Raw genomic sequence first — 18,550 nt, forward strand, 5'->3', positions numbered from 1 at the left:
GCGTCCCGGCGGCGACGGGCAGGGGCACGGGCGCGAGTGCCTCCCCGGCTCGCGCGCTGGTGCGCGTGCTCGCCGTGCACGGCGCACGGCGCGTGCCGCTGGCGGTGCCGGCCCGCGTCCCGCTCGCCGACCTGATCGACGCGGTCGGGGCGGAGGTCGGCGCCCCCGTGCGCGTCGGCGGCGGCCTGCGGGCGACCACGGCCTGCGGTCGCCCGCTGCGCCCCGACACCTCGTTGGTCGAGCAGGGCGTGGTCGACGGCGACCTGCTCGTGCTCCTGGAGCGCCAGGAGGCGGTCGACCTGGGCGACCCGAGCGGCGGCGACCACGCCGCAGGAGGCGGGGAGGGGACGACCGCGGACGTGGCCGCCGCCGTGGCGCGCCTGGTCGAGGCGTCCGCGGCCGCGCGCCCGGCCTCGTCACCGACGCCGCGCCTGCTCGTGCCGGCGGTGGCCCTCGCGGGTCCTGCCGCCCTGCTGCCCACGGTGCCGGGCGGGGGTGCGCTGGCCCTGGCCGCGACCGCCTGCCTCCTGGCGCTCGCCGGCGTGCTCGGTCGTGCCGGGTCGGCGCGTGCACTCCCGGCGGCCGTCGCCGCCTGCGCCCACGCGGCGGCCGCCGGCGCCGTCCTCGTGCCCGCCGCCGGCGGGTGGCTGGGGCTCCGGCTGGCCGTGGCCGGGTCCGCGGCTGCGCTCGTCGGGGCGCTCGCACTGCCGCTGCTGCGCGAGCGCCGGCTGCTGCTCCTGCCTGTCGTGGCCCTGGGGGTCCTCCTGGCCGTCACGGCGCTCGCGGCGCGGCTCACCACTGCGCCGCCGGCGGCCGCCGTCCTGTCCGCAGCCGCCTTCGGCGTGCTCGTCCTGCCGGGGCTGCCGCGTCTCGCCGTCGGCGCGTCCGGCCTCGCCCGACGGCTGCCCGACCTCGGCCCGGTCACCGCGCTCCACGCCGGTGGCGGTCCCGTGCCCCTCCCCACCACCGCTGCGGCACCCCTGGCGGCCGAGGTGCGCGCTGCCCACGACCTCCTGCTCACCGGTCACGTGACCGCTGCGGCGCTGCTGCTCGTGGCAGCCCCGGTGGCGGTGCTCACCGGGCCTGCCGGCACCGCGCTGGTCCTCGCCGGCTCGACGGTGCTGCTGACCACGGCGAGCCGCTGGCGCGACCCGGGCCCGGCTCGGCCCGCGGCCGCCGCCGGCGTCGCCGTGCTGCTCGCGCTGGTCGCCGCGGTGCTCGTGCTGCAACCCGGCTGGCGGCCGGTGGTCGCGGTGACCCTGCTCGCGGTCGGGTCGGTGGCCCTCCTCGCGCCGACCGGTGGCGCGGCTGCCCGAGCGAGGCGGGCGCGGGCGTGCGAGCGGCTCGAGGGCACGGCAGTGCTCGTGGTCCTGCCACTGCTCGCGGTCGCGAGCGGTGCCGTCGACCTCGCGGCCGATGCCGTCCTCGACCTCCGCGGCTGGGGCCCGTGACCGCCCCGGTGCCGCAGCCGCGCGACCTGCCCGGCGCCGCGGCCTGGTCCCGGCGCCGGCTCGCCGCGGCGCTCGTGTCCGGGGCGGCGGGGGTGGGCGGCGACCCACCCGGCGTACGCCGGCCGGTGCGGTTGCTCGTCGGTGGCGGCCTGCTGTCGCTGCTGCTCCCCGCTGTCGCGGTCGGGGCGCGGCTGGTCGGCGGCGCCGGGTGAGCCCGGGTGGCCCGGACCCAGGAGGCTCAGGCGCGCTTCTGCTTCTCCCGCACCCGGATCGCGGTGGTCCGGCCGCGCTCGTCGGCCACCCGCTCGACGTCGAAGAGGCCGACGGCGGTGACCAGGTCGACCAGCTTGGTGTAGCGCCAGTTGCGCGCGTCGAAGTCGGGTGCGCGGTTGGCGATGTGCGAGCCCAGCGTCCCGAGGTCGGCCCACCCCTCGTCGTCGGAGGCGGAGTCGACGCCGCGGCGCAGCAGCGAGACCAGCCGCGAGTCCTGGCGCAGCTCCTTGCCGCTCGGCTTCTCCGCGGGGGCTTCCGGCTCGTCGGTCTCGCCCGGCTCGTCGCCGCGCGAGCGCAGGACGTCCATGTAGACGAAGCGGTCGCACGCCGAGACGAAGGCCTGCGGCGTCTTGCGCTCGCCGAAGCCGTAGACCGTGACGCCCGACTCGCGCAGGCGGCTCGCGAGACGGGTGAAGTCGCTGTCGGAGGAGACCAGGCAGAAGCCGTCGAAGCGCTCGGTGTAGAGCAGGTCCATCGCGTCGATGATCATCGCGCTGTCGGTGGCGTTCTTGCCGGTGGTGTAGGCGAACTGCTGGATCGGGGTGATGGCGTGGACGTTCGAGGCCTCCTTCCACCCCCGGAGCTTGGGTGTCGTCCAGTCGCCGTAGACGCGCTTGACCGAGGCCACGCCGTACTTCGCGATCTCCGAGACCAGCGCGTCGGCGACCGACGGCGGTGCGTTGTCGGCGTCGATGAGCACGGCCAGCTTGTGGTCGCGCGAGGGGCGGGGGGCGGCCGAGGGGGAGGCCGAGGGGGTGGGCACCCGGGCAGGCTAGTCGGCGGCCGCGGCTCCCGGCCCCGCCCTGGCCCGGCGCACTACCGTGGTGGCCCATCCGTCGAGGTGGCGGAGGCAGCGCAGGTGGCAGCGGAGGTGCACGTGCCCGGACCCGACCCGCGACCGGCCGCGGACCCAGCCCCGCAGCGCGCCGCGCACCCCTCGCTCGCCGCGGCGTGGCGCGCCCGCGTCGCGGCGGCGCCCGACCGGGTCGCCCTGGCCTGGTTCGACGCCCGCCTGAGCGCCGCGGAGGTCGACGAGGCCTCCGACGCGCTCGCAGTGGCCTTCGCCCGGCTCGGCTGCGGGCCCGGTGACCGGGTCGGGATCCACCTGCAGAACGTGCCCCACCACGTCTTCGCGGTGCTCGCGCTGTGGAAGCTCGGGGCGATCGTGCTGCCGCTGAACCCGATGTACCGTCGCGCCGAGCTGCGGCGGCTCGTCGACGACGCGGAGGCGGTCGGCATCCTCTGCGCCGACCACGAGGTCGACGAGGTGGCCGAGTCGCTCGCCGGCTCGTCCGTGCGGTGGACCCTCAGCTCGCGCGCGCGCGACCTGCAGTCGCGCGACGACCCGCGCGTCTTCGCCCCCGGCGGACCGGAGGCCCCCGGTGCCGCGCACCGGCCCGCCGCGCAGGGCGACCTCGGCGCGCTGCTGCGCCGCCACCGCGGTGAGCGGCCCGACCCCGTCGACGTCGCCCCCGACGACGTCGCGCTGCTCACCTACACCTCCGGCACGACCGGGCCGCCGAAGGGCGCGATGAGCACCCACGCCAACGTGCTGTCGGTCGTCGACACCTTCGGCGACTGGGTGGGGCTCGCCCCCGGCGACGTCGTCCTCGCGATGGCGCCGCTCTTCCACATCACCGGCGCCGTGGTCAACGCCGCGCTCTCCCTGCTGACCGACACGACCCTGGTCCTGACGGGCCGCTTCCACCCCGAGGTCGCGCTCGAGGCGTTCGTCGAGCACGGGGTGACGTTCACGATCGGCTCGATCACGGCGTACTCCGCGATGGCGCAGGTCCCGCACGCCTCCCGCGAGCACTTCGCGAGCGCCACGGGACTGTGGTCGGGCGGCGCGCCGATCCCGCCGGCCACCGTGGAGCGCTTCGAGGCGCGGTTCGGCGTCCACCTCCACAACGCCTACGGCATGACCGAGACGACGTCGGCGGTGGTCGCCGTGCCGGCCGGGCGGCGCGCGCCCGTCCACGGTCCGAGCGGCACCCTCTCGGTGGGGGTGCCCCTGCCGGGGGTGACCGTGCGGGTCGTCGACCCCGAGGGTCGGCCGGTGCCCACAGGCGAGCAGGGCGAGCTCGAGATGTCCGGACCGTCCGTGGTGGCGGGCTACTGGCGCAATCCGGAGGCGACCGAGCACACGATGCCGGGCGGGCGGCTGCGGTCCGGTGACGTCGCCGTGCTCGACGACGACGGCTGGGTCTACCTCGTCGACCGGCTGAAGGACCAGGTGAACGTCTCCGGCTACAAGGTGTGGCCGCGCGAGGTCGAGGACGCGCTCTACGAGCACCCCGCGGTCCGCGAGGCCGCGGTGGTGGGCGAGCCCGACGCGCACCGCGGCGAGTCGGTGCTGGCCTTCGTCTCGCTCGTCGCCGGCGCCCAGGTGGCGCCCGAGGAGCTGATCGCGTTCGCGCGCGAGCGGCTCGCGGCCTACAAGGCCCCGCGGCGCCTCGTCGTGCTCGACGACCTGCCCAAGACGCAGACCGGCAAGATCCGGCGCAACGTGCTGCGCGAAGGCGCAGCGGACGCAGCGACGGCGCCGGCCGCAGGGCCGACGCCGTCGAGTGGCGGAGGATAGGGGATTCGAACCCCTGAGGGCTGTTAACCCAACCCGCTTTCCAAGCGAGCGCCATAGGCCACTAGGCGAATCCTCCGCGGAGGAGGTTACTCGTCGCCCGCAGGGGGCGCGAATCCGCCCCGTCGGCGCCCGTCCGGCGTGCCCCGGGGTGCTTTGTGCGCCGCGCCCGGGCTCCCCTACAGTGGGGGCAACCCCCCGTGCGGCGGCACCTCGCCCAACTCCCCCAGGGCCGGAAGGCAGCAAGGGCAAGCGAGCTCTGTCGGGTGCGCGGGGGGCCTTCTCGTCCCCGGGTGACCGGTCCGAGGCGTACGCCGCGGGGCACCGGGGCGCCGCCGGTCCCGGCTGTCGGCGGCGCTGGTTAGGGTCGCAGGGTGGAGTCCCCCCTCGCGCTGTACCGGCGCTACCGACCCGAGACCTTCGCCGAGGTCATCGGGCAGGACCACGTCACGACGCCGCTGCGCGCGGCGCTGGCGAACAACCGGGTCAACCACGCCTACCTCTTCTCCGGCCCGCGCGGCTGCGGCAAGACCACCTCGGCGCGCATCCTGGCCCGCGCGCTCAACTGCGAGCGCGCGCCGGTGGCCGACCCGTGCGGCGAGTGCGACTCCTGCCGCGACCTGGCCCGTGGCGGCCCGGGGTCGATCGACGTCATCGAGATCGACGCCGCCTCCCACGGCGGCGTCGACGACGCGCGCGACCTGCGGGAGAAGGCGTTCTTCGCGCCCGTGCGCAGCCGCTACAAGGTCTACGTCATCGACGAGGCCCACATGGTCACGACCCAGGGCTTCAACGCGCTGCTGAAGCTGGTCGAGGAGCCGCCGCCCCACCTGCGCTTCATCTTCGCCACCACCGAGCCCGACAAGGTGATCCCGACCATCCGGTCGCGCACCCACCACTACCCCTTCCGGCTCATCCCGCCGCGGCTGCTGACGACCTACCTCACCGATCTGTGCCAGCGCGAGGGCGTGGCCATCGAGCCCGCCGCGCTGCCGCTCGTGGTGCGCGCGGGCGGGGGCTCGGCCCGCGACACCCTCTCCGTGCTCGACCAGCTGCTCGGCGGGGCGGGCCCGGAGGGCGTGACCCACCAGCTCGCCACCGACCTCCTCGGTTACACCCCCGACACGCTCCTCGACGAGGTCGTCGAGGCCTTCGCCGCGGGCGACGGTGCGGCGGTCTTCGGCGTCGTCGACAAGGTCGTGGAGACCGGCCAGGACCCGCGCCGCTTCACCGAGGACCTCCTGCGCCGGCTGCGCGACCTCGTCATCGTCGACGCCGTGCCCGACGCCCCCGCCACCGGGCTCATCGACGTCTCGGAGGACCAGGGAGAGCGGCTGGTCGCGCAGGCCGCGCGGTTCGGTGGGGTCGAGCTCTCGCGCGCCGCCGACCTGGTCGCCGCCGGGCTGACCGAGATGCGCGGCGCGACCGCACCCCGGCTGCTCCTCGAGCTGGTCTGCGCCCGGGTGCTGCTGCCGGGGGCAGACGACACCGACGACGGCGTGCTCGCGCGTCTCGACCGGCTCGAGAAGCGGCTCGCGATCCCCGGTGGTGCGCCCGCACCGGCCGCTCCGGCAGCGGTCGCCCCGGCGGTGCCCGCAGCGGCGACCCGGTCCGAGGCCCCGGCGGCCCCGGTCGCCCCGGCAGCGCCGCCCAGCTCGGCCCGTCCTGAGCCCGCCGCGCCGGCCGCGCCACCGCCCGACCGCCCCTCCGAGGGCCCGGTCGCGCCGGCCGCCGAGGCGCCCGCCCCGTCGACACCGTCGGCCGCGCCCGCTGCGCCGGCAGCGGCCGGTGCCGCAGCCCCGGCCGGTGCTCCGACGACCACCCGGCCCGACAGCTCGTCCCCGACCAGCACCTCGTCGGGCCCCCCGGCGCCGTCCGCGCCCGCCGACGAGCAGCCGGCTGCCGCCGGGCCGGCACCGGCCGCCCCCGCGGGCGGACTCACGCTCGTCGACGTCCGGCGGCTGTGGCCCGACATCGTCGAGGCGACGAAGGCCCGCCGACGGGTCACCTGGATGCACCTCACCCAGCACGCGCAGGTGGTCTCGGTCGACGCCGGCAGCCTCGTGCTCGGCTTCGACGCCGCCGGCCCGCGCGACCACTTCGCCGCGGGCGGCCACGCCGAGATCGTGCGCCAGGCCGCGATCGACGTGGTCGGGGTCGACTGGCGCATCGAGGCGATCACCGACCCGGGTGTGTCGCCGGGTGCGGCCGCGCCGGCTGCGGCCCCCGCGGGCGGTGCGACCGGCTCGAGCCCGGCGGCTGCCCCGGCGCCGGCCCCCACCGAGCGCGACGCGCCGATCGCCGGCGACCGTGGCGCACCTGCCGCCGCGCCGCCGGCGGAGCCCCCCGGGTGGGCCACCACCGCGCCCGGCGGGACACCGGTCGAGCCCGCGGCGCCCGCCACGCCCGCCACGCCTGCGGGGGAGGCCACCGCGGCACCCGATCGTCCGTCCGCCTCGGCCGAGGGCATCGCCCACGCCCGCGCCGGCATCCAGCAGACCCGGGAGGCCGGCCGCTCGGCCGAGCGCGACGACGACCGCGCGGCCGCCGACGCCGACGCCCACCCCGACGACATGGACGCCGAGACCGACGGACTCGCCGGTGCCGAGCTGCTCCAGCGTGAGCTCGGCGCCCAGGTCATCGAGGAGATCCCCCACCGCTGACCCCGCCCGGCGCGCCGGGCGGGCCCACCGGCAGGCGGTCCGACCAGCGCACCCCTCGACGTACTCCCCGCACGGCCCCACCACCCCCACCACCACCCCACCACCAGCACAGGAGCGCACCGCGATGACCCAGAACCCCTTCGAGGCCCTCGGCGGCGGCGGCTTCGACGTCAACGCCCTCCTGCAGCAGGCCCAGGCGATGCAGCAGCAGCTGCAGGAGGCGCAGCAGCGCCTCCACGACGAGACCGTCGAGGGCAGCGCGGGCGGCGCCGTGACGGTGACCGTCAACGGCGTCGGCGACCTGGTCAAGGTCGACGTCACGCCGGGTCGCTTCGACGGCGGTGACGCCGACGACCTCACCGACCTCGGCGACCTCGTGGTGGCCGCCTACCGCGACGCCAAGGCCAAGGCCGACGCGCTCGCCGGCGAGGCCCTCGGGCCCCTCGCCGGGGGAGGTGCCGGTGGTGGTCTCGGAGACCTCGGCGGCCTGCTCGGCGGCGGCACCGACGACGCCGGGCCGGGCGCCACGCCCGGCCGGCTCGGCTTCTAGGACCCCGCGTTGTACGAAGGCGTGGTCCAGGACCTCATCGACGAGCTCGGCCGGCTGCCGGGCGTGGGGCCCAAGAGCGCCCAGCGCATCGCCTTCCACCTGCTGCAGGCCGACCCCGCCGACGTGAAGCGGCTCTCCGACGTGCTGGTCGAGGTCAAGCGCAAGGTGGTCTTCTGCTCCACCTGCTTCAACGTCTCCGAGGAGGAGACCTGCCGGATCTGCCGCGACCCCCGGCGCGACCCGACGGTGCTCTGCGTCGTCGAGGAGTACAAGGACGTCGTGGCCATCGAGCGCACGCGCGAGTTCCGGGGCCGCTACCACGTGCTCGGCGGCGCGATCTCACCGATCGACGGCATCGGGCCCGACCAGCTGCACATCCGCGAGCTGATGCCGCGACTTGCCGACGGCACCGTCACCGAGACCATCCTCGCGACCGACCCCAACCTCGAGGGCGAGGCGACCGCGACCTACCTGACGCGGTTGCTCAAGCCGATGGGGTTGCGCGTGACGCGTCTGGCGAGTGGACTGCCGGTGGGCGGAGACCTCGAGTACGCCGACGAGGTGACGTTGGGTCGGGCCTTCGCCGGGAGGAGGTCCGCCGATGACTGAGCCAACGACCGCGCCGACGACCGCGCCGACGGCCGCGCCGACGGCCGGGGGCGGCGAGGCGCCCCCGCGCGCCGTGCCGGTGCTCGACAGCGACACCGAGGACCTCGCCCAGCAGGTCGCCGACCAGGTCGAGAGCTTCCTGCTCGCCCTGCGCGCCATCGCCCGCGAGGGCGACGGCGGCAGCGCGGTCTCGCTGCTGCTGCTCGAGGTCTCGCAGGTGCTGCTGGCCGGGGCGCGGCTCGGGGTGCTGCGCGACTTCACCCCCGACGAGGAGTTCCAGCCCGACGCCGGCCCCGACCCCGACCTCGACGAGCTGCGGCTGCGGCTGGCCGAGACGCTCGACGGCGTCGACCTCTACGTCGAGGTGCTCGACCCCTACGGCGAGCCCGAGGTCGTGCCGAGCACGCTGTCCGACGACCTCGCCAGCACCGCGGCGGCCCTCGCCCACGGCCTGCGCCACCACCGCGCCGGGCGGGTGCTCGAGGCGCTGTGGTGGTGGCAGTTCAGCTACGTCGCGAGCTGGGGCACCGAGGCATCCGCGGCGCTGCGTGCGCTGCAGTCGGTCGTCGCCCACGACCGTCTCGACGACGACCGGATGCTCGACGCCGAGCAGGTCCTGGCCGCCGGTGAGATGCTCGCGGGGCAGCGGACGGCGCGCCGGTAGGATCGGCGGCGGCCGGCACCGCGCGACGAGGCGCGAGCACCACTCATCGCACACCCCGGAGGTCTCCGTGGGCATCGTCGTCCAGAAGTACGGCGGCTCGTCCGTGGCGGACGCGCAGGGCATCAAGCGCGTCGCCCAGCGCATCGTCAAGACGCGCAAGGCGGGCCACGACGTCGTCGTGGTCGTCTCCGCCATGGGCGACACGACCGACGAGCTGCGCGACCTCGCCGAGCAGGTGACGCCGCTGCCGCCGCCGCGCGAGCTCGACATGCTGCTCACCGCGGGCGAGCGCATCTCGATGGCGCTGGTCGCGATGGCGATCGCCCAGCTCGGACACAAGGCACAGTCCTTCACGGGCTCGCAGGCGGGCGTCATCACGGACTCCTCGCACGGCAAGGCCAAGATCATCGACATCTCGCCCGGCCGCATCGAGGCCGCGATCGCCGACGGCTCGATCGCGATCGTGGCCGGCTTCCAGGGCGTCTCCCAGGACACCAAGGACGTCACCACGCTCGGTCGCGGCGCCTCCGACACGACGGCGGTCGCGCTCGCCGCCGCCCTCGGCGCCGACGTGTGCGAGATCTACAGCGACGTCGACGGCGTCTTCACCGCCGACCCGCGGATCGTGCCGACGGCCCGCAAGCTCGACCGCGTCTCCACCGAGGAGATGCTCGAGATGGCCGCCTCCGGCGCGAAGATCCTGCACCTGCGGTGCGTCGAGTACGCCCGCCGCTACGACATGCCCGTCCACGTGCGCTCCTCCTTCTCCGAGAAGGAGGGCACCTGGATCCTCCCCGACCACTCGAAGGAGTCCGCCATGGAGCAGGCGATCATCGCCGGTGTCGCCCACGACCGCAGCGAGGCCAAGATCACCGTGGTCGGCGTGCCCGACAAGGTCGGCGAGGCCGCGCGCATCTTCGAGGCCCTCTCGGCCGCGGAGGTCAACATCGACATGGTCGTGCAGAACGTCTCCGCCGCCGCGACCGGCCGCACCGACATCTCCTTCACGCTGCCCCGCGAGGACGGGCAGGGCGCGATGACCGCCCTCGCCCGCCTGCAGGACGAGGTCGGCTACGACAAGCTCCTCTACGACGACCAGGTCGGCAAGGTCTCGCTCATCGGCGCGGGCATGCGCAGCCACCCCGGCATCACGGCGAAGTTCTTCGCCGCGCTGGCCTCGGCCGGCGTCAACATCGAGATGATCTCGACCTCCGAGATCCGCATCTCGGTGATCGTCGACGAGGCGCAGATCGACACCGCCGTGCGCGCCACCCACACCGCCTTCGACCTCGACGCCGACGAGGTCGAGGCGGTCGTCTACGGCGGGACCGGCCGATGAGCGCCCGCGACGGACTGCGCATCGGCATCGTCGGCGCCACCGGGCAGGTCGGCGTCGCCATGCGCCAGATCCTGCTCGAGCGCGGCTTCCCCGCCGCGGAGGTGCGCTTCTTCGCCTCGGCCCGCTCCGCCGGCACCGTCCTGCCCTTCGGCGACCGCGAGGTCACCGTGGAGGACGCTGCCACCGCCGACCCCTCCGGGCTCGACGTCGCCCTCTTCTCGGCGGGCGCCACGACCTCGCGCGCCCTCGCGCCGGCCTTCGCCGAGGCGGGGGTCATCGTGGTCGACAACTCCTCGGCCTTCCGTCGCGACCCGGCGATCCCGCTCGTCGTCTCGGAGGTCAACCCCGAGGCGGCGCGGCCGGTGGTCGAGGCCGGCCACGGCATCATCGCCAACCCCAACTGCACGACGATGGCCGCGATGCCGGTGCTCAAGCCGCTGCACGACGAGGCCGGCCTGGTGCGCCTGGTCGCCTCGACCTACCAGGCCGTCTCCGGCTCCGGCGTCGCCGGCGTCGAGGAGCTCGCCGGCCAGGTGGCCGCCGCGGGCGACAAGGCCCGCGAGCTGGCCTACGACGGCGCGGCCGTGGCGTTCCCCGAGCCCGCGACCTACGCCCGCACCATCGCCTACAACGTGCTGCCGCTGGCCGGCTCGATCGTCGACGACGGCCTCGGCGAGACCGACGAGGAGCAGAAGCTGCGCCACGAGTCGCGCAAGATCCTCGGTCTGCCCGAGCTGCGCGTCTCCGGCATCTGCGTGCGCGTCCCGGTCTTCACCGGCCACTCGCTGGCGGTCAACGCGGAGTTCTCGCGCTCCCTGCCGGTCGAGCGGGCCCGTGAGCTGCTCGCCGGTGCCCCCGGCGTCGAGCTCACCGACGTGCCCACGCCGCTGCAGGCGGCCGGCAACGACCCGTCGTACGTCGGTCGGATCCGGCAGGACGAGGGCGTCGACGACCAGCGCGGGCTGGCGCTCTTCATCAGCAACGACAACCTGCGCAAGGGCGCGGCGCTCAACACCGTGCAGATCGCGGAGCTGGTCGCCGCCGCCCGCTGACGGCCCTGCCGGAGTCACCGGCTGACCGGTGACTCCCTCACTGGTGGCCCGAGGACTCCGGGCACCGGTGCAGGACTCGGGTCCCCCGTGGCCGGCCGGCGGGGCCCGACGGCCGGTCGGCGCGGCTCAGGCGTCGGCGGACTCGGACTCGGACTCGGCCACCTTGGTCGTCACCCAGTGGGAGACGCCGAAGGCCGCCAGCGACACGAGCGGCACCACGACGACCATCGCCCAGCTGAGGATGACGTCGATCAGCACGGTCAGGGCGACGACCACGACGAGGCCGACCGCGAGGACGGCGGTCGACCCGGAGTCGCGCACCTGCCAGGCGTCGAGCAGGGCACGCCCGAGCAGCGCCATCACCAGCACGATCGCCCCGAGCACCAGGAAGCCCGCGTCGCCGCAGGACGAGGTGCCGCGGAGGGCCTCGCAGGTCGCGGTCGAGGCGAGGGTGAGCAGCACACCGACGACGCCGACGACGAGCCCCGTCACGAGCGCAGCGGCGCTGCCGCTCAGTGGCGGCAGCGCCGGCACTCCCGGCAGGGACAGGCGCGGGCGGGGTCGGCGAGGACGCGCCGGTGCGGTGGCGGCGGGCACGTCGGCGGCCGACGCCTCGGCGTGCGCTGGGTGCGCGGCCGGGTCAGCGACGACCGGCTCGGGCTGGGCAGGCGTGACCGGCGCTGACGCCACGGTGGGCGACGCGGGCCGGGCGGGCGCAGCCGCCGGCGGGGCTGGCGGCGCGGCCGGCGGCGGGGCTGCCGGGGTGCGCTGGCCGGTGGCGGGCTCGGCGGGCGGCTCGGCGGGCGGCTCGGTGGGCGGCTCGGCGGGTGCCGTCTCGGCCCGGGGGGCCTCGGTGGCAGGCGCCTGGCTCCGGCGTCGTCGGCGCAGCCCGAAGGAGGGCAGCTCGAGGGACGCCTCGGTCTCGCGGGCGTCGTCCGGGTGCGGCTCCCGGTGCTCGTCGGCCATGGGCGGGAGTCTGCCAGACCGGGCACGACGTCTCAGCCGGACGGCGCAGTCGGCGACCCGTCGGTGGGCGAGGACCGGCCCTGCAGGAACGGGGTCCGGGGCATGGGGGAGGGCGGCCCAGGGGTACCCGTCGGGGTGCGCTCCCCGACCGACCTCCTCCACGCGGCAGCCGCGCGCGGTCTCGACCGTGGGCGGGCCGCGCTGGCCGTGCGCGCCGCCGTGGCGGCGGCCGCCGCGTGGCTGGTGGTGTGGCCGCTGGGCGGCCTCGCCGACGAGTACCCCTACTACGCGCCCTTCGGCGCGGTCGTGGCGGTGACCGGGACCGTCGCGGTCTCGGCGCGGGCGAGCCTGGGGGCGGTGGCCGCCATCATGGTCGGGTCCGCCGTGGCGCTCGGCTTCGCGGCCGCGCCCCTGCCGGAGGCGGTGGCGCTGGCCGCGGCCGTCGGGGTCGGCACGCTGCTGGCCGGCTGGACACCGTTGCGGGCCTCGGCGAGCTGGGTGCCGATGGCGGCCGTCTTCGTGCTCGAGCTCGGCGGCCAGGAGCCCTGGGAGTTCGCGACCGCCTACTTCGCCCTGACCGCTCTCGGTGCCCTCGTCGGCACGGCGGTCGACCTCGCCTACCCCGCACTGCCGTGGCGCGAGACCGACGACTCGCTGCGCGGCCTGCGCCGCAGCCTCGCCGACCAGCTCGACGCGGTCGCCGACACCCTCGGCTCCGACGACCCGCCCGACCCCGACGTCTGGGTGCGCACCCGCACGCCCGTGGTCGACCGGTCGGTCACGGTCGACGCCACGGTCGCGGAGGCCGCGGTGGCGCGACGCGCGAACTGGCGCGCGCGGGGGTGGTGGCACGTGCCCGAGGCCCAGCAGCGGCGCGCCGAGACGTTGCGGCACCTCGCGATGCTGGTGCAGGACCTGCGCACCATGCTCGAGGCCCACGAGCACCGTGACGTCACCACGCCGGCGCTGGGGCCGTCGCTGCGCCGCCCTGCGGCCGAGGCGGCCCGGGCGGTGGCCGCGGCGCTGCGCTCCGCCACCCCGGCGAGCGAGGCCGGCGAGGGGGACGCCGACGAGCTCGACGACGAGCAGCGCCGCGACCTCGAGGTCGCCGTCGCCGCCCTGCGGGCGCTCGAGGAGGAGGTGCGGCGCAACCGTCGCGAGACGCAGGCCGACCTCTTCGCCGCAGCCAGCGCCGTCACGACGCTGTGGCGCGTGCTCGCGACGGTCGTGCCACCCGCGCTGCGCGAGGAGCTCGCCCCGGGCTGGTGACCGGCCGAGCCCGCCGGGCCGACCCCGCCCGCCGGTCGCAGGGCCGGCCCTGCCCGGCGGGCCCCGACGCCTTCACGCCCGACGGCTAGATCGTGTGCCCGCCGTTGACGGTGATGCGCTGACCCGTCACGAAGCCGCCGGCGTCGGAGACGAGGTGGGCGACGACCGCGGCGACGTCGTCGGGCGTGCCCATCCGGCCCAGCGGCACGTCGGCGACGTAGGACGCGGTGTCGAGGCCGGCGTGGCGCTCGACCGGGATCCACCCGGGCTGCACCAGGTTGACGGTGATCCCGTCACGGCCGAGCTCCTTGGCCCACACCTTGGTGAGCCCGACCTGGGCGCTCTTCGCCGCGACGTACGCCGAGGTGCCGGGCAGGGCGCGGTCGACCGAGTCCGACCCGATCAGCACCACCCTGCCGCCGCCGGCGGCGCGCATGGTCGGCAGCGCCGCCTGCACGAGCAGCGTGGGGCTCTTGACGAAGAAGTCGAGCTGGTCGAGGTGGGCTCGCCAGGTCAGCTCCTCCACCCCGGCCTCGGGCTGCGGCCCGGTCGCGTTGGCGACGACCACGGTGACCGGGCCCAGGGTGCGCGTGACGTCGGCGACGAGGCCGGCGACGCCGTCCTCGTCGACCACGTCGGCCCCGAAGGCCTCCGCCACCCCGCCCGCCGACCGGATGCCGTCGACGACGGTCTGGGCGGCGTCGTGCCCGTGGCGGTAGCCGACCGCGACGGCGAGCCCGTCGGCCGCGAGCCGGGTGGCGATGCCTGCGCCGAGCCCCCGGGAGGCCCCGGTGACCACCGCGACCCCCCGTCGGGCGGGCCTCGCCGCCTCAGACGCTGTCACGGCGCACCAGCTCCGGCACGAAGACGACCCGGCGCGGGGCGCCGCGCCCGCCGTGGTCGATGGCCTCGAGCAGGATCCGGACGGCCTCGGTGGCCATCTCGCCGATGGGGTTGCGCAGCGTGGTGAGGGGCGGGCGGGTGCGCTCGGCGACGCCGAGGTCGTCGTAGCCCACGATCGCCACGTCGTCGGGCACGCGGATGCCGCGGGACTCGAGCTCCCGCATGGCACCGAGGGCCATGAGGTCCGACGCGGCGAAGATCCCGTCGAGGTCGCCGGCGGCGTCGAGCAGCTGGGCGCACGCCGCGGCCCCGCTGTCCTCGGTGAAGTCGCCGAAGGCCACGAGGCTGCTGTCGAGGCCCGCCGCCTCGAGCTGCTGGCGCCACCCCTGGAGCCGGTCGTGGCCCGCGCGCATGTCGCCGGGGCCCGCGATCGTGGCGATCCGGCGCCGGCCGCTCTCGAGCAGGACGCGCACGGCCTGCGTCGCGGCGCCCGTGTTGTCGCTGTCGACCACGGAGACGCGCTCCCCGCCCGTCCAGGGCGCCCCGATGAAGACGCACGGCAGCCCGACGTCGGACAGGTGCTCGGCCAGGTGGTCGTCGCGGTGGTGCGACGCGACGACGGCGCCGTCGACGTAGCGCCCCCGCAGGTAGGTGAGCAGGCGGGTCTCGTCGCCCGGCTGGGCGAGCAGCAGCACCAGCTGCAGGTCGTGCTCGCGCAGCGAGCGGGCCACCTGGTGCAGCAGGCGGGCGAAGAACGGGTCGGTGAAGACGCGCTCGTCGGACTCGGGGAGGATCACCGCCACCGAGCCGGTCCGCCGCGTCACGAGCGAGCGGGCCGCCCCGTTCGGCGTGTAGCCGAGCTCGCGCACGGCGTCGAGCACCGCCGCCTGCGCCTGCGGGCTCACCTTGTGCCGGCCGTTGATGGCGCGCGAGGCGGTCGCCTTGCTCACGCCCGCGAGCGCGGCCACCTCACCGAGCGTCGAGGCGTGCCCGTTCGTTCCCACCCACGTCACGCTACTGGCAGACGGTTCTGGGTGATCACGTCCGCGTACCACCGCGCGCTGTCCTTCGGCGTGCGGACCTGGGTGTCGTAGTCGACGTGGACGATCCCGAAGCGGTGGGCGTAGCCGTAGCTCCACTCGAAGTTGTCCATCAGCGACCACACGAAGTAGCCGTCGACCTGGACGCCCTGCTCCAGCGCGTCGAGGGTCGCGTGGAGGTGCTGCTCGAGGAACTGCTGCCGTCCGACGTCGTGGACGGCGCCGTCCTCGAGCACGTCGTGGGCCATCGCGCCGTTCTCGGTGATGTAGATGGGGGGCGCGTCGTACTCCTCCCGGAGACGGACGAGCAGGCGGGTCAGCGCCGCGGGGTCGATCTCCCAGTCGCGGTCGGTGGTGGGGCGGCCCGTCCGCGGGAAGACGAAGCCGTCGCCGGGGTAGGGCGACTCGCGGTGGCGCGGCGAGTGCTCGATGCGGCTGCCGAGCAGCTCGTCGGGCTCGACGTCGAAGGGCACCGCGGCCGGCAGGTCGCCGTGGTAGAAGTTCACGCCCAGGAAGTCGGTCGGGGCGCTGATCAGCTCGAGGTCGCCGTCGAGGACGAACTCCTCCCACTGCCTGCACTGGAAGAGCATGCCCTCGGTGTCGCGGGAGAGGTCGTCGGCGTACTTGCCGTGGAAGAGCGGCTCGAGGAAGACCCGGTTGTGGAAGCCGTCGAGGCGGCGCGCCGCCTCGACGTCGGCCTCGCGCGCGGGGTCGAACGGGTCGGCCACCGTGGGGTTGAGGGTGATGCCCACCGCCTTGCCCTGCTCGGGCGTGCCGCCGCGGCGACGGAACTCGTCGACGAACAGGCCGTGGCCGAGCAGCAGGTGGTGCGCGGCGACGACGCCGGCGACCCCTTCGCTGCGCCCGGGCGCGTGGCCGCCGCTGGTGTAGCCCAGGAAGGCCGAGCACCACGGCTCGTTGTGGGTCGTCCACGCGTCGACGCGGTCACCCAGGGCGTCGTGCACCGCCAGGGCGTAGTCGAGGAAGCGGTAGGCGGTGTCGCGCTCGGTCCAGCCGCCGCGGTCCTCGAGCGCCTGGGGGAGGTCCCAGTGGTAGAGCGTCAGCCAGGGCTTGATCCCGGCCTCGAGCAGCTCGTCGGTCAGCCGGCTGTAGAAGTTCAGTCCGGCCGGGTTGACCGGTCCGCCGTCGGGGCACACGCGCGGCCAGGCCACCGAGAAGCGGTACGACGCGAGGTTGAGCTCCTTCATCATCGCGACGTCCTGCGGCATCCGGTGGTAGTGGTCGCACGCGACGTCACCGGTGTCACCGCCGAGGACCGCGCCGGGCTCGCGGCAGAAGGTGTCCCAGATGGACGGTGTGCGTCCGTCGGCCTCGACGGCGCCCTCGATCTGGTACGAGGCCGCAGCGGCTCCCCAGAGGAAGTCGGTGGGGAAGTGGCGGGTGGTCGTCATCCCTTGACGGCTCCTTGCATGATGCCGGCCACGAGCTGGCGGCCGGTCGCGATGAACAGGACGAGGAGCGGGATCGTCGCCAGCAACGTGCCTGCCTGCAGCAGGGCGATGTCGGCGATGCCACCCGCGGGGGCGATCTTGAGCTGGTCGAGCGCGGTCTGGAGGGTCTGGACGTCGGAGCCCTGCAGCACCAGCAGGGGCCACATGAACTCGGTCCAGGTCTGCATGAAGGTGAAGAGCGCGAGGATCGCCATGGCCGGTCGGGCGGCGGGCACCGCGACCGTCCAGAAGGTGCGCAGCTGCGAGCAGCCGTCGACCCGGGCGGCCTCGATGAGCTCGTCGGGCACCGCGTCCAGGAGGTACTGGCGCATGAAGAACACGCCGAACGCGGTGACGAGGAAAGGCAGGACCACCGCGGTGCGGGTGCCGTCGAGCCCGAGGTTGCTGAACTGCTTGAGCAGCGGCACGAAGGCCAGCTGGGTGGGCACCGCCATCGTGGCCACGACGAAGGCCATGGCGACGTTGCTGCCGCGGAAGCGGAGCTTGGCGAAGGAGTAGCCGGCGAGGGTGGCGAAGAAGACGACGGAGACCGCCGACACCGCCGAGATGATCACCGAGTTGCCGAGCGCCGCCCAGAAGTCGATCTGGTCGAACACGCGGCGGGCGTTGTCGAGGAAGTGGCCTCCGGGCCACAGCGGCAGGGGGCTCTGGATGGCGCGCTCCTTCGTCACCGAGCCGATGACGAACGACCAGTAGAGCGGGAAGGCCGAGCCCAGCACGAAGGCGGTCAGCAGGCCGTAGACGAGGAACCCCGGACGCCGGCTCACCGCTCGCTCCTGCGCTGGACCTGACGGGTGACGAGGTAGTTCACCAACGCGATGGCGACGATGATCAAGACGATGATCCACGTCGCGGCCGCCGCCCGCGGGTAGGGGTCGGTGCCGCTGTTGGAGGTGTTGAACACGTACATCGTGAGCGTGAGGTACTGGTAGTCGGCGCCGCCCTGGAACTGCAGGTTGGTGTCGAAGAGCCGCGGCTCGGTGAAGATCTGCATCCCGCCGATGGTCGCGGTGATGATGACGAAGAGCATCGTGGGCCGGATGGACGGCAGGGTGACGTGGAAGAACTGCTCCACCCGGCTGGCGCCGTCCATGGCCGCTGCTTCGTAGAGCTGGCGCGGGATGGCCTGGAGCGCGGCCAGGATGATCAAGGTGTTGTAGCCGGTCCAGCGGTAGTTGACCATCGTGGCGATCGCCGTCCAGCTGGCGAACCGGTCGGAGTGCCACTCGATGCCCGAGAGCCCGACGGCGCGCAGCAGCTCGTTGGCCAGGCCCGTCCGGTCGGCGAAGATGCTGCCGAAGATGAGGGCGGTCGCCGCCGGCGCGACGACGAAGGGCAGCAGGACGCTCATGCGCCACCAGGTGCGGCCCCGCAGCGGGGTGTCGAGCATCGCCGCGATCACGGTGGCGATGACCACCTGGGGCACCGACGAGAGCAGGAAGATGCCGACGGTGTTCCAGAAGGCCTTGTGGAACACCGGGTCGGTCAGCACGTGGGCGTAGTTGGCGAACCCGACGCCCTCGCCGTGGGTCACGCCGTAGCGGGGCCAGGAGAAGAACGAGAGGTAGCCCGAGTAGACCATCGGGTAGAGGCCGACGGCCGCGAAGAGCAGGAAGAACGGCAGGACGTAGAGGTAGGGCGACCAGCGGAAGTCCCACTGCGAGAGCCGCTGCCGCCACGTCGGCCCCGCCGGCGGGACCGGGGTGCCCGTCGGTCGGGGGGCGGTGTCAGCCGACCTGCTGGCCTGGATGGTCGTCATCGCGCTCCTCCTCTCGTCG

17 protein-coding genes, 1 tRNA gene and 1 other RNA gene are annotated in these 18,550 nt (G+C 75.1%); 11 read left to right on the forward strand and 8 right to left on the reverse strand.

All coding sequences use genetic code 11. From position 1 onward, the window contains the following. The first annotated feature begins 65 nt into the window (after positions 1-65). Positions 66-1,451, forward strand: coding sequence for an EsaB/YukD family protein (locus tag BJ989_RS03695; RefSeq protein WP_179517045.1), 1,386 nt, complete (start codon positions 66-68; stop codon positions 1,449-1,451). After that, entirely contained in the window at positions 1,448-1,663 is a 216-nt protein-coding gene (locus BJ989_RS03700) for a hypothetical protein (RefSeq protein WP_179517046.1), read from the forward strand. Before BJ989_RS03695 ends, BJ989_RS03700 begins: the two co-directional genes overlap by 4 nt. A gap of 26 nt (positions 1,664-1,689) precedes the next feature. Here BJ989_RS03700 and BJ989_RS03705 read toward each other — a convergent pair whose 3' ends face one another. Then, positions 1,690-2,487 (reverse strand): NYN domain-containing protein, encoded by a 798-nt coding sequence (locus BJ989_RS03705; RefSeq protein ID WP_218848711.1) that lies wholly within the window; start codon positions 2,485-2,487, stop codon positions 1,690-1,692. Between the two features lie 96 nt (positions 2,488-2,583). Between BJ989_RS03705 and BJ989_RS03710 the strand changes: the two genes are divergently transcribed. Beyond that, positions 2,584-4,308: a class I adenylate-forming enzyme family protein gene (locus BJ989_RS03710; RefSeq protein ID WP_218848712.1), complete on the forward strand. Its 1,725-nt coding sequence runs from the start codon at positions 2,584-2,586 to the stop codon at positions 4,306-4,308. Here the strand turns inward: BJ989_RS03710 and BJ989_RS03715 are convergent. Further along, positions 4,296-4,384: transfer RNA gene (locus BJ989_RS03715), tRNA-Ser, on the reverse strand. The genes BJ989_RS03710 and BJ989_RS03715 overlap by 13 nt on opposite strands. A gap of 112 nt (positions 4,385-4,496) precedes the next feature. On the opposite strand from BJ989_RS03715, the gene ffs reads away from it, so the two are divergent. The 7 genes from ffs to BJ989_RS03750 all read left to right on the forward strand — a co-directional run bounded on the left by ffs (position 4,497) and on the right by BJ989_RS03750 (position 11,182). After that, positions 4,497-4,589, forward strand: an RNA gene (gene ffs / locus BJ989_RS03720) — signal recognition particle sRNA small type. Positions 4,590-4,679: 90 nt separating this feature from the next. Continuing rightward, positions 4,680-6,968, forward strand: coding sequence for a DNA polymerase III subunit gamma and tau (locus BJ989_RS03725; protein ID WP_179517047.1), 2,289 nt, complete (start codon positions 4,680-4,682; stop codon positions 6,966-6,968). 124 nt (positions 6,969-7,092) lie between these two features. Next, a complete protein-coding gene (locus BJ989_RS03730; protein ID WP_179517048.1) occupies positions 7,093-7,518 on the forward strand; it encodes a YbaB/EbfC family nucleoid-associated protein in 426 nt (141 codons plus the stop codon). 9 nt (positions 7,519-7,527) lie between these two features. Further along, the gene (gene recR / locus BJ989_RS03735) at positions 7,528-8,127 is read left to right on the forward strand and encodes a recombination mediator RecR (RefSeq protein WP_179517049.1); all 600 of its coding nucleotides are present in this window, start codon (positions 7,528-7,530) and stop codon (positions 8,125-8,127) included. Next, a complete protein-coding gene (locus BJ989_RS03740) occupies positions 8,120-8,791 on the forward strand; it encodes a DUF5063 domain-containing protein (protein ID WP_179517050.1) in 672 nt (223 codons plus the stop codon). Before recR ends, BJ989_RS03740 begins: the two co-directional genes overlap by 8 nt. Before the next feature lie 67 nt (positions 8,792-8,858). Then, positions 8,859-10,130 (forward strand): aspartate kinase, encoded by a 1,272-nt coding sequence (locus BJ989_RS03745; protein WP_179517051.1) that lies wholly within the window; start codon positions 8,859-8,861, stop codon positions 10,128-10,130. Beyond that, positions 10,127-11,182 carry an aspartate-semialdehyde dehydrogenase gene (locus BJ989_RS03750; protein ID WP_179517052.1) on the forward strand — a complete coding sequence of 352 codons (1,056 nt, stop codon included), beginning with the start codon at positions 10,127-10,129 and terminating at the stop codon, positions 11,180-11,182. The genes BJ989_RS03745 and BJ989_RS03750 overlap by 4 nt, the downstream gene beginning before the upstream one ends. Positions 11,183-11,308: 126 nt before the next feature. On the opposite strand, the gene BJ989_RS03755 is transcribed toward BJ989_RS03750, so the two are convergent. Beyond that, positions 11,309-12,148: a hypothetical protein gene (locus tag BJ989_RS03755; protein ID WP_179517053.1), complete on the reverse strand. Its 840-nt coding sequence runs from the start codon at positions 12,146-12,148 to the stop codon at positions 11,309-11,311. A gap of 135 nt (positions 12,149-12,283) precedes the next feature. Between BJ989_RS03755 and BJ989_RS03760 the strand changes: the two genes are divergently transcribed. Continuing rightward, entirely contained in the window at positions 12,284-13,417 is a 1,134-nt protein-coding gene (locus BJ989_RS03760) for an aromatic acid exporter family protein (protein ID WP_179517054.1), read from the forward strand. A gap of 85 nt (positions 13,418-13,502) precedes the next feature. Here BJ989_RS03760 and BJ989_RS03765 read toward each other — a convergent pair whose 3' ends face one another. From BJ989_RS03765 to BJ989_RS03785, 5 genes are read right to left on the reverse strand one after another with little or no spacing between them, the layout of a single operon-like run. After that, on the reverse strand, positions 13,503-14,216 hold the full coding sequence (locus BJ989_RS03765; protein WP_343049068.1) for an SDR family NAD(P)-dependent oxidoreductase: 714 nt from the start codon (positions 14,214-14,216) through the stop codon (positions 13,503-13,505). Positions 14,217-14,247: 31 nt separating this feature from the next. Continuing rightward, the gene (locus BJ989_RS03770) at positions 14,248-15,264 is read right to left on the reverse strand and encodes a LacI family DNA-binding transcriptional regulator (RefSeq protein ID WP_343049069.1); all 1,017 of its coding nucleotides are present in this window, start codon (positions 15,262-15,264) and stop codon (positions 14,248-14,250) included. 5 nt (positions 15,265-15,269) lie between these two features. Then, entirely contained in the window at positions 15,270-16,712 is a 1,443-nt protein-coding gene (locus tag BJ989_RS03775) for a glycoside hydrolase family 1 protein (RefSeq protein ID WP_179517057.1), read from the reverse strand. Continuing rightward, positions 16,709-17,539 (reverse strand): ABC transporter permease subunit, encoded by an 831-nt coding sequence (locus BJ989_RS03780; protein WP_179517058.1) that lies wholly within the window; start codon positions 17,537-17,539, stop codon positions 16,709-16,711. The genes BJ989_RS03775 and BJ989_RS03780 overlap by 4 nt, the downstream gene beginning before the upstream one ends. Next, a complete protein-coding gene (locus BJ989_RS03785; protein WP_179517059.1) occupies positions 17,536-18,531 on the reverse strand; it encodes a carbohydrate ABC transporter permease in 996 nt (331 codons plus the stop codon). Before BJ989_RS03785 ends, BJ989_RS03780 begins: the two co-directional genes overlap by 4 nt. Positions 18,532-18,550: the final 19 nt, after the last annotated feature.

The organism is Nocardioides perillae, assembly GCF_013409425.1.
GTDB lineage: Bacteria > Actinomycetota > Actinomycetes > Propionibacteriales > Nocardioidaceae > Nocardioides > Nocardioides perillae.

Excerpts from the sequence above, each read along its gene's own strand:
- BJ989_RS03730 (WP_179517048.1), top strand. The coding sequence starts at position 7,093 with ATGACCCAGAACCCCTTCGAGGCCCTCGGCGGCGGCGGCTTCGACGTC.
- BJ989_RS03740 (WP_179517050.1), top strand. The coding sequence starts at position 8,120 with ATGACTGAGCCAACGACCGCGCCGACGACCGCGCCGACGGCCGCGCCG.
- BJ989_RS03750 (WP_179517052.1), top strand. The coding sequence starts at position 10,127 with ATGAGCGCCCGCGACGGACTGCGCATCGGCATCGTCGGCGCCACCGGG.
- BJ989_RS03755 (WP_179517053.1), bottom strand. The coding sequence starts at position 12,148 with ATGGCCGACGAGCACCGGGAGCCGCACCCGGACGACGCCCGCGAGACC.
- BJ989_RS03775 (WP_179517057.1), bottom strand. The coding sequence starts at position 16,712 with ATGACGACCACCCGCCACTTCCCCACCGACTTCCTCTGGGGAGCCGCT.
- BJ989_RS03785 (WP_179517059.1), bottom strand. The coding sequence starts at position 18,531 with ATGACGACCATCCAGGCCAGCAGGTCGGCTGACACCGCCCCCCGACCG.